Consider the following 17,227-nt stretch of genomic DNA (forward strand, 5'->3'; position numbering starts at 1 on the left):
CTCACGAAGGTTCGAGATGTCTGCTGCCGAGTCTGTCTTCCCGCAGCTCGAAGCTCTGCTCCCGCACGTGCAGAAGCCGATTCAGTACGTCGGTGGAGAGCTGAACTCCACGGTGAAGCCGTGGGAGTCCGCCGACGTCCGCTGGGCGCTGATGTACCCGGACGCGTACGAGGTCGGTCTGCCCAACCAGGGCGTCATGATCCTGTACGAGGTGCTCAACGAGCGCGAGGGCGTCCTCGCCGAGCGCACGTACAGCGTGTGGCCGGACCTCGAGGAGCTCATGCGTGAGCACAAGGTCCCGCAGTTCACGGTCGACTCGCACCGTCCCGTCGGCGCCTTCGACGTCTTCGGCCTGAGCTTCTCGACGGAGCTCGGCTACACGAACATGCTGACCGCCCTCGACCTCGCCGGCATTCCGCTGGAGTCGAAGGACCGGACCGTCGACCACCCGATCGTGCTCGCCGGCGGCCACGCGGCCTTCAACCCCGAGCCGATCGCGGACTTCATCGACGCGGCGATCGTCGGCGACGGCGAGCAGGCCGTCCTCGACATGACCGAGATCATCCGCACCTGGAAGGCCGAGGGCAGGCCGGGCGGCCGCGAGGAGGTCCTCCTCCGTCTCGCGAAGACCGGCTCGGTCTACATCCCGGCGTTCTACGACGTCGAGTACCTGCCGGACGGCCGCATCGGCCGTGTCGTGCCCAACAGGTCGGGCGTGCCGTGGCGCGTCTCGAAGCACACCGTCATGGACCTCGACGAGTGGCCGTACCCCAAGCAGCCGCTCGTCCCGCTCGCGGAGACCGTCCACGAGCGCATGTCCGTCGAGATCTTCCGCGGCTGCACCCGCGGCTGCCGTTTCTGCCAGGCCGGCATGATCACGCGCCCCGTGCGGGAGCGAAGCATCACCGGCATCGGCGAGATGGTCGAGAAGGGCCTCAAGGCGACCGGCTTCGAGGAGGTCGGCCTCCTGTCGCTGTCCTCCGCCGACCACACCGAGATCGGTGACATCGCGAAGGGCCTGGCCGACCGGTACACGGAGGACAAGGTGGGCCTGTCCCTCCCGTCCACCCGTGTCGACGCGTTCAACGTGGACCTGGCCAACGAGCTGACGAGGAACGGGCGCCGCTCCGGCCTCACCTTCGCCCCCGAGGGCGGCTCCGAGCGCATGCGCAAGGTCATCAACAAGATGGTCTCGGAGGAGGACCTCATCCGGACCGTCTCCACCGCGTACGGCAACGGCTGGCGCCAGGTGAAGCTGTACTTCATGTGCGGCCTGCCGACGGAGACCGACGAGGACGTCCTCCAGATCGCCGACATGGCGATGAACGTGATCGCCGAGGGCCGCAAGGTCTCCGGCCAGAACGACATCCGCTGCACCGTCTCCATCGGCGGTTTCGTCCCCAAGCCGCACACCCCCTTCCAGTGGGCCCCGCAGCTGTCGGCCGAGGAGACGGACGAGCGGCTGCGCAAGCTCCGCGACAAGATCCGCGGCGACAAGAAGTACGGCCGCTCGATCGGCTTCCGCTACCACGACGGCAAGCCCGGCATCGTCGAGGGCCTCCTCTCGCGCGGCGACCGTCGCATCGGCTCGGTCATCCGCGCGGTGTACGAGGACGGCGGCCGCTTCGACGGCTGGCGCGAGCACTTCTCGTACGACCGCTGGATGGCGTGCGCCGAGAAGACGCTCCCCGACTTCGGTGTGGACGTCGCCTGGTACACGACCCGCGAGCGCACCTACGAGGAGGTCCTGCCCTGGGACCACCTGGACTCCGGTCTCGACAAGGACTGGCTCTGGGAGGACTGGCAGGACTCGCTCGACGAGACCGAGGTCGAGGACTGCCGCTGGACGCCGTGCTTCGACTGCGGTGTCTGCCCCGCGATGCAGACCGAGATCCAGGTCGGCCCGACGGGCAAGAAGCTGCTGCCGCTGTCGGTCGTGAAGTAGCGGTCGTGAAGTAGCGGTCGTGAGGTAGCGGTCGTGAAGTAGCGGGACAACGAAGAGGCGCCCGGAGGGAAATCCCTCCGGGCGCCTCTTTTCCGTGTCCTAGTGGTCGGACCCGGCCGAGGTCAGCTCGTCCTGGTCCTCCTGCCGGGGGCGGCGCGGTCCGGTGCCCTCGGCCAGGCGCGGCGACGGGGCCGGGGTGCGCTCGGCGACGGGCACGACGGCCGGTCGCAGGGCCTCCTCGCCGAGGAAGACCCGGCGGACGACCCGCTCGGCGGCGAAGCCGTCGTCCCAGGTGCAGAACCGCTCCCGGAAGGCCTGCCGCAGCGCGGCCGCCGGCTCGCCCTCCCAGGCGCCGCTGCGGAACGCCTCGATGAGCTGGTCCTCGGTGGTCGTGAGCACGCCGGGGCTGTCGCCGGGCTCGCCGGAGAGCAGGTCGAAGGTGACGCCGCGGCAGGTCCGGTACGCCTCCCAGTCGTCGGCGTACGTGACGATCGGCCGGTCGAGGTTGGCGTAGTCGAACATGATCGACGAGTAGTCCGTGACCAGTGCGTCCGCCGCCAGGCAGAGCTCCTCGACGGACGGGTGCCGCGACACGTCGACGAGCGCGCCCCGCTCGGCGAGGGAGTTCAACTCCGGGTCGCCGCCGTAGAAGTAGTGGGCGCGGACCAACAGGACGAAGTCCGGTCCGAGTTCGCGGGCGAAGCGGGCGAGGTCCAGCCGGGAGACGAAGGCGTCCTTCTGGTGGTCGCGCACGGTGGGGGCGTACAGGATCGCCGTCTTGTCGTGCGCGATGCCGAGTTCGCCGCGGATCCGGCGGACGTCCGCCGCGGTGGCGCGGTAGTAGACGTCGTTGCGCGGGTAGCCGGTGTTGAGGGTCTGGAAGGCGGCCGGGTAGACGCGCTCCCAGTTCTCGGTGGAGTGCCCGTTGGACGAGACGCTGTAGTCCCAGCGGTCGACGCGCTCCAGCAGCTTGTCGAAGTCCATGCTGCGGGCGACGGCCGGGTACTGCTGCTGGTCCAGGCCCATCCGCTTGAGCGGGGTGCCGTGGTGGGTCTGGAGGTGGATCTGGCCGGGGCGCTTGATCACGGCGTCCGGGAAGTTGACGTTGTTGACCAGGTACTTGGCCCGGGCCAGCGCCTTCCAGTAGCCGAAGGTGGCCGGGGCGATCCGCTTCAGGCCGGGCTGGAGGCTCGCGGCGTACTCCTGGTTGACGACCCACACCCCGCGGACGGAGGGCGCGAGCCGCCTGGCCGCCTCGTGCACGGCGAGCGGGTTGCAGCTGGGGGTGCGGCCCCAGTACGCCGAGTACACGGCGAGGTTCTCGTCCACGGGGAGACGGCGCTGCACGGCGTAGTAGGCGCGCAGGGCCTTGCGGCCGCCCCAGCGCTTGGACCGGCCGAGGGAGCGCATGCCCGCCTCGCGGGTGCCGTTGACCACCTTGAGGCCTTCGAACCCGGTGTACGAGCCGCTCTTCAGCACCTTGAACTTCAGGCCGAGGACGCCGGGCGGCGGCGTGAAGCCCTTGGGTTCGAGGCTGCGGTAGACCTTGGACGCCTGCTTCAGGTACGCGCGGCGGTGGCCCTTGGGTATACGGAAGTCACGGGCGAAGGTGAACAGGAAGTGGGAGATCATCCGCCCGAAGACGGTCTTGCGGTACTCGTCGAGGCCGGGGCGGCCGTCGAGGTACTCGAAGACCCTTCGGTACTGGTCGAAGATCACGAAGTGCTTGCGCGGGGAGCTGCTGCGCATGGAGCTGCCGACCCGGCGCTGCCGGTACTCGACGACCACGTACTCCAGGCTCGCGACGCGCTGGGCGACGGCCATGGACGTGTAGACCATGAGCGCGTCCTCGTACAGCCCGTCGGTGAAGGCGTAGCCCTCGCCGGTGAAGAAGTCGCGGCGGTAGAGGCGGTTCCACACCACGGCGAACATCCGCAGCAGTTCGAGGTGGTCGGTGGAGCGGACGACCTGGTCGCGGATGCCGGCCAGGAACGGGCCGGAGTTGCTGGTCTCGACGGTGCCGTCCGCGTAGGTGCGGACGTGGTCGAGGAGCAGGACCTCGGGGTCCTCGGCCGCGGTGAGCCGCTCCGCCATGGCCTCGAAGGAGCCGGGGCGGATGGAGTCGTCGCCGTCGAGGAAGAGCAGGTAGTCGCCGCGGGCGTGCTCGACGCCGGTGTTGCGGGCGGCGCCGATGCCGCCGTTCTCGGCGCGGTGGACGGCGCGCACCCGCGGGTCGCGCGCGGCGAACTCGTCGATGATGGCGCCGCTGCCGTCGAGGGAGCAGTCGTCGACCGCGATGACCTCGAAATTCCGGTAACTCTGCGTAGTCACCGATTCGAGGCACTCGCGGATGTAGCCCTCGACCCCGTACACCGGGATGATCACGCTGAATCGGGGGGTAGCTGCAGCCGGCATGCGTCGTGTCTCCTCAGTCGAACCGCTCAAGCGCAGTATGCCGGAGGCTTTCCGCACCCCGGAAACCGCGTGCGCCCGCCTGTGCGGTAAACGGCCCCCTCCCTGCGGGTGAGGGAGGGCCCAACGACAGGAGAACGCCCGAATTGCGGATCGTCTATCCTGGAGTGCTGCGGCGGTCGGGGACCGCCGCACAGTCATGCAGGCCGATGGACCGGTGAGGAATGTCCCGAGCGACCCTGGTGGTCCCCATACGTCACGCGCGTTCCCGCATGCCGGGGCGCGCGGAAACGGTCCTGCGTTCTTCTGTGTCCCTGGTCACCCCCCGGTTCCCGGGGCGGGGCCAGGCCCTCGTCCGTCCAGGTCGGGCCGGAACCCGGCGGCTAAGCTGCGAACCGGGTACCGGGACAAGTACTGCAGTTCGACGGCGGGCGTGCGGCCCAGCACGTCGCCCGGAGGATCCGTCCCGGAGGGCGACGACGCCCCCCGGCCGGCCGCCGGAAATCCCCTGGCACGCCCCGTCACCCCCTCAGGCGCTCGAGCTCGTCGAGCGGGTCTGAACCAGAAAGGAACGCAGAACTCCATGGCACCCCGGCTCAGCGTCATCGTCCCGATCTACAACGTGGCGGAGTACCTCCCCGCCTGCCTCAACTCGTTGGCCGTGCAGACCTTCCAGGACCTGGAAGTTCTCATGATCGACGACGGGTCCACCGACGACTCCAACGCCATCGCGCAGGAGTTCGCCGACAAGGACGCCCGGTTCCGGCTGATCCGCAAGGAGAACGCCGGCCTGGGTGCCGCCCGCAACACGGGACTCGACAGCCTGGCGCCGGAGTGCGAGTTCGTGACGTTCGTCGACAGTGACGACATGATCCCGCCGGACGCCTTCCGGCTCATGATCAGCAGCCTGGACGAGACCGGCTCCTCCTTCGCCACGGGCAACGTGGAGCACATCAACTCCACCCGCGTGTGGCAGTCGCCGATGCACCGGTTCCTTTCCCGGGGCGCCGTGCAGCGCACGCACGTCCGCGAGAACCGGAACCTCCTCACGGACCGCCTCGCCTGCAACAAGCTCTTCCGGCGCGACTTCTGGGAGCAGCACGGCCTGCGCTTCCCCGAGGGCGTGCTGTACGAGGACACCCCGGTCATCGTGCCCGCCCAGTACCTCGCCGAGTCCGTCGACATCATCAGCGACGCCACGTACTACTGGCGGCTGCGCGAGGGCGAGTCGAACCCGTCGATCACCCAGCGCCGCAACGAGCCCAAGGCGGCCCGGGACCGGGCCTCCGGTTGCGAGCACGTCAGCCGGTTCCTCGCCGAGCAGAACGACCCCGCCGCCGACGCGCTGAAGCTCGCGTACGACAAGACCGTCCTCACCGGCGACCTGCGCATCTTCCTCAACGTGATGCCCGACGGCGACGAGGAGTACCGCACCGAGTTCATGCGGGTCGCGAACAGGTTCCTCGACCAGATCGACGTCAAGCTGATCGGCACGCTGCCCACGGCGCTGCGCGTCAAGTGGCTGCTCGTCCGCAAGCACGCCGCGACCGAGCTGATCGACTTCATCGAGGCGGAGCGGCTCGGCGAGCCGGTCGGGCTCGACGGCGTCGTCCGCAAGTACGCCCGCTACTCGGCGCTGGAAGCCCGCGGCGACCTGGTGCCCAAGAAGCTCCTGCGCGTCGACAAGGACCTCCAGCTGCGGTCTCCGCTGGACGACCTGACGTGGGAGGACGGCAAGCTGAAGCTGTCCGGCCACGCCTGGATCGACCGCGTCGACCAGAACGGCAAGCGCAGCGTCGTCAAGCTGCTCCAGCTGAAGAAGGACGGCACCCAGCGCCGCGTCCTCGTCCCGCTCGGCAACATCTTCGCCCCCGAGGCCACCACCGCCTCCGGGCACAAGGGCCGGGGCCACAGCTTCGACTGGGCCGGCTGGGAGACGGTCATCGACCCCGCCCGGTTCCGCAAGGGCGGCAAGTGGCAGGAGGGCCTCTGGCACGTGGGCATGCGCGTCATGTCCGGCGGCCTCGTGCGCTCCCGCTCCGTGCACTCGTACGGCACGGACCGCCTGACCTACCCGCCCTACCAGTGGCTCGACGACGACTTCCGGATCGTCCCGGAGGTCCGTCGCGCGGCGCTCAAGCTCCGCATCGAGAAGGTGCCGGTCGTCGTCAGCGGCTTCAAGGCCGAAGGCGACGAGATCGTCGTCGACGGCGTGTTCCGCGAGACCTTCCCCATGGGCACCGAGATCGTCCTCCGCGTCGCCAACCAGAACAGCGGCGAGGCGCTCACCTACCCGGTGGAGGTCCTCGGCGTCACCGGCGGGCGCACCCAGCTGCGGATCCGCGTGCCCCTGCGCGACGTGGCCCTGCTGCCGGAGCACCAGGACAGCGCCGAGGCCGCCTCCGGCGGCGGCGCCGACGCCGCGAAGACGATGCGCCGCAACTGGAGCACCCAGATACGGGTCACGGAGCCGGGCCAGGAGCAGCGCTCCGCCAAGGTCGTCGTCCAGGACGGCATAGCCGACCTCCAGATTCCCCTGCCCGCCGAGTTCGGCGAGGAAGCCATGCAGAACGAGGTGGCCGTCCTCTCCGGAGCCAACGGTTACCTGAAGTTCTCCGGCCGCCCGCTGCGCGCCAGGATCACCGGCGTCGCCTTCGCCGACGGGACCTTCCTCGTCCGCGGCGCCGCGCCCGTGGACCTGTCGGACCACCGCCTCGTCATCAGCGCCAAGGGCCGCTTCGACGAGCGCACCGTCCCGCTGAACGTCCTGCCGGACGGCACCTTCGAGGCCTCCTTCCGCCCCTCCGCGATGACGGGCACCAACGGCCGGCTGCCGCTCAAGGCGGGCCGCTGGGTGCTCCGCCTGGAGACCTCCGACGCGGAGCAGCCCCTGCCGCTCGTCGTGGACCGGCTCGCGGTCTCCCAGTTCCCGCTGGAGGGCTCGCACAGCGGCCGCGACTACCGCATGGAGGTCCACTGGCAGGACCACCCCCAGCTCAACTGCCTGCCCGACCTCACCGACCTGGAGCGGGGCGCCAACCGCCAGTACCAGCTGCGTACCGACGTCTACGAGCGCGGCCGCGAGCTGCCGCTGCGCGACGAGGTCCTGTACATCAGCTACAACGGCAAGCAGTTCTCGGACAGCCCGCGCGCGGTCCACGAGGAGCTGCTGCGCCGCGGCTCCGACCTGAAGCACCGGTGGCTGGTCCGCGACGGCCAGGTCGAGCTCCCCGACACGCTCGAAGCGGTCCGCTTCCAGGGCACCGACTGGTACGACGCCCTGGCGCGCTCGCGCTACATCATCACCAACGCCCACCTCCCGCACTGGATCAAGCGGCGGCCGGGACAGGTGATCGTGCAGGCCTGGCACGGCACGATGCTGAAGAAGATCGGCCTGGACATCGAGGCGCCCAAGTTCGACCCGAACTACCACGAGCGCCTGGTCCAGGAGGCGGCGAACTGGAACATCCTCGTCTCCTCCAACCGCTTCAGCACGCCGATCCTGAAGCGCGCCATGGGCTACAACGGCCTGATCGCCGAGACGGGCTACCCGCGCAACGACTACCTGTACGCCGAGGACCGCGACGAGCGGGCCCGGGAGGTCAAGGCGCGCCTCGGACTGCCCGAGGGCAAGAAGGTCGTGCTGTACGCGCCGACCTGGCGCGACGACCTCTCGCACGCCCGCGGCCAGTTCAAGTTCGACCTCCGGGTCGACCTGGACGAGGCCCGCCGCCGCCTCGGGGACGACTACGTCTTCCTGATCCGGCGCCACTCCAACATCGTGGACAGCATCCCGGGCGCCGGTAACGGCTTCGTCTTCGACGTCTCCGAGTACCCGGACATCGCGGACCTCTACCTGGCCGCCGACATCATGATCACGGACTACTCCTCGGTCATGTTCGACTACGCCCACCTGCGTCGTCCGATGCTGTTCTTCACGTACGACCTGGAGCACTACCGCGACCGGCTCCGCGGCTTCTACTTCGACTTCGAGCAGGACGCCCCGGGCCCGCTGGTCGAGACCTCGGACGACCTGCTCCAGGCCATCGAGGAGATCGACGAGGTGGCGGTCGCGTACCAGGAGAAGTACGACGAGTTCCACCACCAGTTCTGCGACCTCGACGACGGTCACGCGGCGGAGCGCCTCGCCGACCTGATGTTCAAGACGGCCCAGGACGGCGCGCCGCTGTAGGCGGTGCCCCGGGCGCACGGAAGAGCCCCGGGCGTACGGAGAAGCCCCGGTCCGCAGGTCTCCCTGCGGGCCGGGGCTTCGTCGTGCGGGCCGGGACCGGCTACCGCCCGCCGGTCACTTCTTGTCGATGATCTTCAGCGAGAGCTGACCGTTGCTGGAGAAGTACGGGCGCAGTTCGTGCCGTGCGCCGGCGACGGCGGTGGGGACGGCGGACAGCCGGTTGCGCCAGCCGCCGCTCTTCGCCTTGGTGTCCTCGGCGGCCGCGACCGGGGCGCCGGAGCTCTTCACCACCGGGTACGGGTAGGTGAAGACGTCCATCGGGGTGAGCACGTCGGTGGCCAGCTTGCAGACGCGGATCCGGGCGGAGTTCTTGTCCGGCAGCAGCCAGAGGTCCCAGACGTCCTCGGCGCCGGCCTGGTGGAGGCGGGCCGCGGCGGCGTTGTCCAGGGTGGCCGTGAAGTGTCCGTCGGCGCCGGCCTTCACCGGGAAGGTGAAGTTCTTGTCGGCCTCCTTGCGGTGCACGGCCTCGATCAGGCTGCCGGCGCGGGGCTCGACGCCCCAGGCCGCCGCGTCGATGACGATCGAGGCGGCGCCGGCGTGCAGGGCGGCGACCTCGACGTGCTGGGCGCGCACGCGGCTCTGCACCCGCAGGGTGCCGTCCGTGTGGGTGTGCGGCAGCAGCAGCGACAGGGCGGGGCCCTCGGTGCGCGGAAGCTTCAGCGACAGGATCTGGAGGGTGTCGCAGCCGGACGACCGCAGCGGCAGGTCGAAGCCGGCGGAGCGGATCGCCAGCTCCCAGTCGCCCTCGACGAGCTTGCCGAGGGAGGGGACCAGCGCCTCCTCGCCGACGAAGGGGAAGACGACCTCGTCGGCCTTCTTGCGGATGTCCTTGCAGACCAGCTCGGCGTCGCTGTCGGCGGGCAGTCCGTCGATCCGCACCCGGAGGTCGCCCTGCGGGGTGACCACGGTGGCGGCCGAGCGCGGGACGGCCCGGCGGGCCCGCATGGTCTCCACGAGCCGCTCGAAGCGGGCGACGGTCTCGGCCTCCTGGAAGCGGACCACGTTGGCCACCGCGGCGGCCGCCATCTTCCGGCGCAGGTCCTCGTCGGAGATCAGCTTCTCGATGTGCTCGGCGAGCGCCACCTTGTCGCCGAGCGGCACGACGTAGCCGTCCTCGCCCTGCTTGATGATGTTGCGCGGGCCGTGCGGGGCGTCGTAGCAGATCGCCGGCAGACCGGCCGCCATCGCCTCGACGGTGACGTTGCCGAAGGCCTCCAGGTGGGAGGGGAGGACGAACACGGAGGCCTTGGCGAACTCCGGGGTGACCGGCGTGGCCGGGCCCATCAGGAAGATCTGGTTGTTGCTGTCCGTGTCGTTGATCTTCTTGCGCAGGTTGGCGCGCTCGGGGCCGGAGCCGTAGATCCGCAGGCTCCAGTCCGGGTGGCGCGGCGCCACGGTGGAGAAGGCCTCGATGAGGTCGCCGAAGCCCTTGTGGGTCTTCAGCAGACCGGCGGTGACGACGATCTTGTTGTCGCCGGTGGACATCTGGCCCTCGTGGGCCGGGATGCAGTTGGGCATCGGGGAGAGCAGGTGGGTCACGGCCGGGACGACCCCGGCGATGGTCTTGCACTCGTCCGGCGTCGGCGCCGTGATCGCGTCCATCTTCGGGTACGCGTCCCGGAAGAGGGCGTCACGGATGTGCGGGCCGTACCGCGCGGGCCGCGAGTGCTCCATCGCGACCTTCAGGAAGTCGCGGTCCGAGTAGGCCAGCATGATCGTGATCTTGGGGTTGTTGCTGACCACGATGTCGGCGTCGGTCGTGGCCAGGTACTCCATCAGCCGCTTCTCGGCCAGACGGCTGACCCACGGCTTCTTGTCCGTCGGCTCGTTCGGGTAGATGTGCGGGAAGACCTCGATCATCGGGTCGTCGCCGTCGTACGTGTGGGAGTGCTTCCGCATGTCCGTGAGGGCGAGGGTCTTCACCCGGGGATCAAGCGGGAAGAACGCCTGGTCGAGGTTGCGGCGGAGCGAGACCAGCTCGACCTCGTGGTGGTCCGCCAGCGCCTTGGCCAGGTTGTGGATGGCACTGACCACGCCGCCGATATGACAGCGGTCGACCAGAAGGAAGGATATTTTCATACCGAGCCTCAACGTGTCCTGGAGTAGGTGGGGGGATGCGCAAGAGGTGTGTGGGGGGACGGGCGTAGGGACCTAGGCTACGGGCCCACTCCTGGAGGCGGTGCCGAACCGTCCGCATCCGGCCGCGGAGGTGAACCGCGAACGGACCTTTCGCGTCTCCCGTGACATGTACCCGGAGAAAGAGGCCCCGCGGCCGGAACCCGAAGGCTGTCTGACGGCGGCCATCAGGATTCCCGTACGGATCGTGGTGCTGGTCGTCGTCGTGCCCCTGCGCCTCGTCTGGGACGCGCTCGCCCTGTGCGGCGCCCTTCTGAGCCGGATACTGCTGCGCCCGCTGGGCCGCGCGTACGACTGGCTCCACGAGCACCTCCTCGCACCCCTGGGGCGCGCCGTCGCCCGGATGGCCCAAGCCCTCGCCGCGGCGACGTGGTGGCTGTGCAAAGCGGTCCTCTACTGGCCCTGGCTGGGGCTGTGGCGCTACGTCGTCGTACCGCTCGCCGTCCACCTGATCGCCGCCCCGGCGGCCTGGCTGTACCGGACCGTCCTGGCGCCGCTCGGACGCGGCCTGGCCCGGGCGGCGGCCTGGGCGTACACCCGGCTGCTCGCACCGCTCGGGCGCGGCGCCGGCCTGGCCCTGTGGGCGGTACTGGTCTGGCCGTGGACGGCCCTCTGGAGGTACGTGGCCGTACCCCTCGCCTCGGGGACGTACCGCTACCTCCTCACCCCGCTCGGCCATGCCCTCGCCTGGCTCGGCAGGGGCGCGGCCACGGGCCTCGCCTGGCTCGGCAGGGGCCTCGCCGCCGCCCTGACGTGGCTGGCGAAGATCTTCGTCGTCGTTCCCGCCGTGTTCCTCTACCGCTGGGTCCTCACCCCCGTCGGACGGGTCCTCGCGGTGATCGCCCGCGAGATCGCCGACGCCTTCGCGGTCGCCTGGCGCGTCGCCGGGTACGTCTCCCTCGCCGTCGGCCGCGCCCTGAAGTGGCTCGCCCGGCACCTGATCGGCCGCCCCGCGAGCTGGTTCTACCGCAACGTGTGCACCCCGGTCGGGCACGTCGTCCGCGACGCCCTGTGGCGTCCGGCGAAGAGGGCCGCCGTGGAGACCGGCCGGGCGGTCCGCGCCGCCCTCGCCTCGGCACGGGACACCGTGCGCCGGGCGCGCCGCGACGCGTGGCACGCACTGGTCGGCGGGGAGCGGCAGCCGGAGCCTGTGAACGCCATACGGGGTCAGGCGCGTAACCTGGGAGGTGCTGCACCACAACAGACCGTTCCCGGCATGGTGGCCGAGGCCGAGATCTCCCCGCACCAGCGGGGGTGAGCCGGCCGGCCCCGAGGGAGCCCCCCGTACACCTGAGGGCGGCGCGCTCCCCGCGTCCGCCCCGCACCGAGGAGAAGAACCACTGGGCAAGCGACAGCCCGAAGGCCCGCCGCCCGCACCGGCGGTGCAGCGCATCCGACTGCGCTACACCAAGCGCGGCCGCCTCCGGTTCACCAGCCACCGTGACTTCCAGCGCGCCTTCGAGCGGGCGCTGCGCCGCGCCGAGGTGCCCATGGCGTACTCGGCCGGCTTCACCCCGCACCCCAAGGTGTCGTACGCCAACGCCGCCCCGACCGGTACGGGCTCCGAGGCCGAGTACCTGGAGATCGCGCTCACCCAGACGCGCGACCCCGAGATGCTGCGGGCCCTGCTCGACGAGTCCCTTCCCGCGGGCCTCGACATCACCGACGCCGTCGAGGCCCGGACCTCGGGTCTCGCCGAGCGGCTCACCGCATCCGTGTGGGAGCTGCGGCTCGAAGGCGTCACCGTCGAGGAAGCGCAGAAGGCCGCCGAGGCGTTTCTCGCGGCCGAGACCGTGGAAGTACAGCGCAAGACCAAGAACGGCATCCGCACCTTCGACGCCCGCTCCGCGGTCACCGAGCTGACGGTGTCCCGTCCCCAGGGCGATCCCCAGGGTGATAGGCCGCTGGACAGCGCCTGTGCGATACTGCGGCTGGTTGTTCGGCACGTGACACCTGCCGTACGACCCGACGACGTCCTGTCCGGTCTCCGAGCTGTGGCCGACCTGGCGCCGCCGGTCCCCGCTGCGGTGACCAGGCTGGCGCAGGGGCTCTTCGACGAGGAGTCCGGCACGGTGACCGACCCGCTCGCGCCCGACCGCGAGGCAGTCACGGCCGCTTCATCCACGGCCGCCGCGACCGCCTCAGCGACGGCGCCGGGTGCAGGTACCGCGTAGGGAGCGGTCGTTGTAGCGCCGCCCTGGTACTCGGGAGCCACCTGGGTCGGGCAGCGCACTGACCAGGAGACTTTCGCCAGGCCGTCCGCACAGGGCGTACGGAACCGGCGAGCCAGACATCAGCTCCCGTGCGGCGCCCGCGCCCCGGACGGCGGCACCGCGCCACAGGCGTGATCGTGCCGCCGGACCGGAACCAGGCGCGGCGCCCGGGAGCGTGACGGGAGAACCCCGCATGCTCGAGTCCAACGAAGACACCAACGCCCCCGGTGACAAGCTGCCGCCGCGCCGTCGGCGCCGCGCCGCTTCCCGCCCCGCCGGTCCGCCGGTGACAGCCGGAGCCGAGGCCACCGACACCCAGGCGACCGCCGAGACCCCGGCCGTGGAGGCCGCCCCGGTCGAGGCAGAGGCCGCCCCCGCGCCGCGCACCCGCCGCCGCGCCACCCGCAAGGCCACCGCCCCTGCGGTGGAGACCGTCGAGGTCGGCGCCCCCCTTGCGGAGGTCCCCGCCGAGACCGCGCCGGTCGCCGAGACCGCCGCCGCTCCGGCCGACGACGCCGCCGAGGCCGCTCCGACGCGTCCGACGCGTCGCCGTGCCACCCGTAAGGCCACCTCGCCGGTGACCTCCACGGCCGCCGCCGAGGCCCCCGCCGCACAGGTCGAGGAGACCGCCACCGCTCCGGTCGAGGAGACCGCCGAGGCCGCTCCTGCGCGTCCTGCGCGTCGCCGTGCCACCCGTAAGGCCACCTCGCCGGTGACCTCCACGGCCGCCGCCGAGGTTCCCGTCGAGGCCGCGCCGGTCGCCGAGGCCGCCGCCGCTCCGGTCGAGGAGGCCGCCGCGCCCGCCGCGCCCGCCGCGCGCACCCGCCGCCGCGCCACCCGCAGGGTCACCTCGCCCGAGGCCACCCCCGAGACGGCCGCCGAGACCGCCGCCACCGGCGAGTCGCTGCCGCAGGCCGCCGTCGCGCAGATCGCCGCCGACGAGGCCGAGGTCGCCGCCGCCGAGACCGCCGCCACCCGCGGCCGCGGCCGCCGCCGCGCCACCTCGCCGCAGTTCACCTCCGAGCCGGTCACGAAGCCGGAGACGTCCCGCGCCCGCCGCGCCGAGCGTCCCGCCGTCGCCGTCTTCCAGGCCCCGGTCTTCTCCGAGCCGATGTTCCAGACCCCCGAGACGGCCGCCATGGCCGCCGCCGAGGTCGTGGAGCCGGAGGAGCTGGAGGAGGAGGAGCTCGACGAGACCGTCGAGGCCGTCGAGGCCGAGGTCGTCGAGACGGCCGGGCCCATCGAGATCCCGGAGGCCACGGAGCGGGCCGAGGCCGGCTCCCGCCGTCGCCGTCGCCGCCGCGGCGAGCCCGTCGCCGTCGAGCCCGTCCCCGCCACCGTCGCCGACGAGCCCGAGGTCGAGGCCGCCGCCGACGAGCTCGACGAGGCCGAGGAGACCGAGGAGACGGACGAGTACGGGGACCGCCCGTCCCGCCGTCGCCGCCGTGGCGGCCGTCGCCGTCGCCGCGGTGAGCTCACCGAGGTCGACGAGGCCGAGGAGACCGACGAGCTCCAGGCCGAGGAGGACACCGAGGAGGGCGAGGACGAGCAGGACGAGTCCGAGGCGTACGCCGGCGGCTCCAGCAGCTCCCGTCGCCGTCGCCGTCGCCGCCGTCGCAGCGGGGACGCCTCCGCCGACGTCGAGGGCGCCGACGAGGAAGGCGTCCGTACGGTCGTCAAGGTCCGCGAGCCGCGCCCGGCCCGCGAGAAGGCCGAGCCCGGCACGGGCGCCGACGAGGTCCAGTCCATCAAGGGCTCGACCCGTCTGGAGGCCAAGAAGCAGCGCCGCCGCGAGGGCCGCGAGCAGGGCCGCCGCCGCGTCCCGATCATCACCGAGGCCGAGTTCCTGGCCCGCCGCGAGGCCGTCGAGCGCGTCATGGTCGTCCGCCAGAGCGGCGAGCGCACCCAGATCGGCGTCCTCGAAGACAACGTGCTCGTCGAGCACTACGTCAACAAGGAGCAGGCCACCTCGTACGTCGGCAACGTCTACCTGGGCAAGGTCCAGAACGTCCTGCCGTCGATGGAGGCCGCCTTCGTCGACATCGGCAAGGGCCGCAACGCCGTCCTCTACGCCGGTGAGGTCAACTTCGAGGCGCTCGGCATGGGCCACGGCCCGCGCCGCATCGAGACCGCCCTCAAGTCCGGCCAGTCGGTCCTCGTCCAGGTGACGAAGGACCCGATCGGCCACAAGGGTGCCCGTCTGACCAGCCAGGTCTCGCTGCCCGGCCGCTACCTCGTGTACGTGCCCGAGGGCTCGATGACCGGCATCAGCCGCAAGCTCCCGGACACCGAGCGCGCCCGCCTGAAGACCATCCTCAAGAAGATCGTCCCCGAGGACGCGGGCGTCATCGTGCGCACCGCCGCCGAGGGCGCGAGCGAGGACGAGCTGCGCCGCGACGTCGAGCGACTGCAGGCGCAGTGGGAGGACATCCAGAAGAAGGCGAAGCAGATCTCGACGAGCGCGCCGAGCCTGCTGTACGGCGAGCCGGACATGACCGTCCGGGTCGTCCGCGACATCTTCAACGAGGACTTCTCCAAGGTCATCGTCAGCGGCGACGAGGCGTGGGAGACCATCCACGGATACGTCTCGCACGTCGCCCCGGACCTGGCCGACCGCCTGTCCAAGTGGACGAGCGAGGTCGACGTCTTCGCGACGTACCGGATCGACGAGCAGCTCATGAAGGCGCTGGACCGCAAGGTCTGGCTGCCGTCCGGCGGCTCGCTGGTGATCGACAAGACCGAGGCGATGATCGTCGTCGACGTCAACACCGGCAAGTTCACCGGCCAGGGCGGCAACCTCGAAGAGACCGTGACGAGGAACAACCTCGAAGCGGCCGAGGAGATCGTGCGCCAGCTGCGCCTGCGCGACCTCGGCGGCATCGTCGTCATCGACTTCATCGACATGGTCCTGGAGTCCAACCGCGACCTGGTGCTGCGCCGCCTCCTGGAGTGCCTGGGCCGGGACCGGACCAAGCACCAGGTGGCCGAGGTCACCTCGCTCGGCCTGGTCCAGATGACCCGCAAGCGGGTCGGCCAGGGCCTCCTGGAGTCCTTCTCCGAGACCTGCGTCCACTGCAACGGCCGCGGTGTCATCGTCCACATGGAGCAGCCGACCGCTGTCGGCGGCGGTGGCGGCAAGCGGGCGAAGAAGCGCGGCCGCGGCGGCGCCGAGCACGTCCACGAGCACGACACCGTCGAGTCCGGCGACGCCACCGAGGCCGAGACCGAGGCCGAGGTCGCGGCGGAGCTGGCCGCGCCGGTGGCCCTCCCCGAGCCCATCGCCCCGGACGAGGAGCTGTACGGCAGCATCGCCGAGGCCGAGGCCGCCGCCACGCGCGGTCGTGGCCGTCGCCGCGCCACCCGCAGGGTGTCCGCGCCGGCCGCCCCGGCCCGCGTCGTGGAGACCGAGACCTACGAGGTGGAGCCGGAGCCCGTCGCGGCGCCCGCCCCCGCCGTCGAGGTCGAAGCGGTCGTCGAGCCGGTGGCGGAGCCCGTCGCCGAGCCGGTGGCCGAGCCGGTGGTCGAGGAGACCGCCGCCCCGGCACCGCGCGGTCGCCGTCGCGCCACGCGCCGCGTGACGTCCCCGGTCGTGTCGACGACGGAGGCCGCCGCGCCGGTCGCCGAGGTGGTCGTCGAGGCCGCCCCGGAGCCGGAGCCCGTCGTGGAGACCGCGCCCGAGCCCGTCGTCGAGGAGGCCCCCGTGGCCGCCCCGCCGCGCGCCCGCCGCCGGGTCGTCCGCAAGGCCACCGCTCCCGCCGGAGCGCCCGCGGGCGCCGAGGAAGCGGCCGTCCTCGTGGTCGCCACGGCCCCCGCCGAGGCCGAGCCGGCCGCGGCGGAGCCCGAGACCGAGGCCGCGCCGGCCAAGAAGACGGCCGCGCGCAAGACCGCGAAGAAGGCCACCACCACCGCCAAGAAGGCCGCCACCAAGAAGACGGCGGCGACCAAGAAGACGGCGGCGAAGAAGACCACCGCCAAGAAGGCCCCGGCCAAGAAGGCGGCGGAGAAGACCGCGGCTCCGGCCCAGGACTGATCCACCGGGCGCGGGCCGTCCCCTTCAGGACGGCCCGCACCCGCTCGGGCGAATTTGACCCTCTGTGGCAAGCGCCCGTAACCTAGACCGTCGGCGTGTCTGACTGGACGCGTCGCGCCTCTGAGCAACTCCCTCCCGCTCGTCGGGAGAGGCCGCTCGTCCGATTCCGGAACGCCGCGGGCCCCTGGGCCCGTGTGAGCGGCTGGCTTCAGAGGTTTTCGATCCCGAGTGAGAGAGAG

Annotated in this window: 7 protein-coding genes; 5 read left to right on the forward strand and 2 right to left on the reverse strand. The window is 71.4% G+C overall.

The genetic code is table 11. From position 1 onward, the window contains the following. The first annotated feature begins 16 nt into the window (after window positions 1-16). Window positions 17-1,945, forward strand: coding sequence for a TIGR03960 family B12-binding radical SAM protein (locus ACZ6K0_RS15065; RefSeq protein WP_376405919.1), 1,929 nt, complete (start codon window positions 17-19; stop codon window positions 1,943-1,945). 99 nt (window positions 1,946-2,044) lie between these two features. On the opposite strand, the gene ACZ6K0_RS15070 is transcribed toward ACZ6K0_RS15065, so the two are convergent. Then, window positions 2,045-4,360: a bifunctional glycosyltransferase/CDP-glycerol:glycerophosphate glycerophosphotransferase gene (locus tag ACZ6K0_RS15070; protein ID WP_469233548.1), complete on the reverse strand. Its 2,316-nt coding sequence runs from the start codon at window positions 4,358-4,360 to the stop codon at window positions 2,045-2,047. Between the two features lie 580 nt (window positions 4,361-4,940). On the opposite strand from ACZ6K0_RS15070, the gene ACZ6K0_RS15075 reads away from it, so the two are divergent. After that, complete coding sequence (locus ACZ6K0_RS15075; protein WP_469233546.1) at window positions 4,941-8,549, forward strand: bifunctional glycosyltransferase/CDP-glycerol:glycerophosphate glycerophosphotransferase; 3,609 nt, start codon at window positions 4,941-4,943, stop codon at window positions 8,547-8,549. A 114-nt stretch (window positions 8,550-8,663) separates the two neighbouring features. Here the strand turns inward: ACZ6K0_RS15075 and ACZ6K0_RS15080 are convergent, their stop codons facing one another. Continuing rightward, complete coding sequence (locus ACZ6K0_RS15080; protein WP_376405925.1) at window positions 8,664-10,643, reverse strand: glycosyltransferase; 1,980 nt, start codon at window positions 10,641-10,643, stop codon at window positions 8,664-8,666. 211 nt (window positions 10,644-10,854) lie between these two features. Here ACZ6K0_RS15080 and ACZ6K0_RS15085 point away from each other — a divergent pair, with 211 nt between their 5' ends. The 3 genes from ACZ6K0_RS15085 (at window position 10,855) to ACZ6K0_RS15095 (ending at window position 16,988) form a co-directional block, all read left to right on the forward strand. Further along, entirely contained in the window at window positions 10,855-12,003 is a 1,149-nt protein-coding gene (locus ACZ6K0_RS15085) for a hypothetical protein (protein ID WP_469233545.1), read from the forward strand. Between the two features lie 124 nt (window positions 12,004-12,127). After that, the gene (locus tag ACZ6K0_RS15090; RefSeq protein WP_376405929.1) at window positions 12,128-12,919 is read left to right on the forward strand and encodes a TIGR03936 family radical SAM-associated protein; all 792 of its coding nucleotides are present in this window, start codon (window positions 12,128-12,130) and stop codon (window positions 12,917-12,919) included. 232 nt (window positions 12,920-13,151) lie between these two features. Next, complete coding sequence (locus ACZ6K0_RS15095; protein WP_469233543.1) at window positions 13,152-16,988, forward strand: Rne/Rng family ribonuclease; 3,837 nt, start codon at window positions 13,152-13,154, stop codon at window positions 16,986-16,988. Window positions 16,989-17,227 lie beyond the last annotated feature (239 nt).

The sequence above is a fragment of the Streptomyces sp. NPDC042346 genome, assembly GCF_055581845.1.

Coding starts and splice junctions, on each gene's coding strand:
- ACZ6K0_RS15065 (WP_376405919.1), top strand. CDS start 17: ATGTCTGCTGCCGAGTCTGTCTTCCCGCAGCTCGAAGCTCTGCTCCCG.
- ACZ6K0_RS15070 (WP_469233548.1), bottom strand. CDS start 4,360: ATGCCGGCTGCAGCTACCCCCCGATTCAGCGTGATCATCCCGGTGTAC.
- ACZ6K0_RS15075 (WP_469233546.1), top strand. CDS start 4,941: ATGGCACCCCGGCTCAGCGTCATCGTCCCGATCTACAACGTGGCGGAG.
- ACZ6K0_RS15085 (WP_469233545.1), top strand. CDS start 10,855: ATGTACCCGGAGAAAGAGGCCCCGCGGCCGGAACCCGAAGGCTGTCTG.
- ACZ6K0_RS15095 (WP_469233543.1), top strand. CDS start 13,152: ATGCTCGAGTCCAACGAAGACACCAACGCCCCCGGTGACAAGCTGCCG.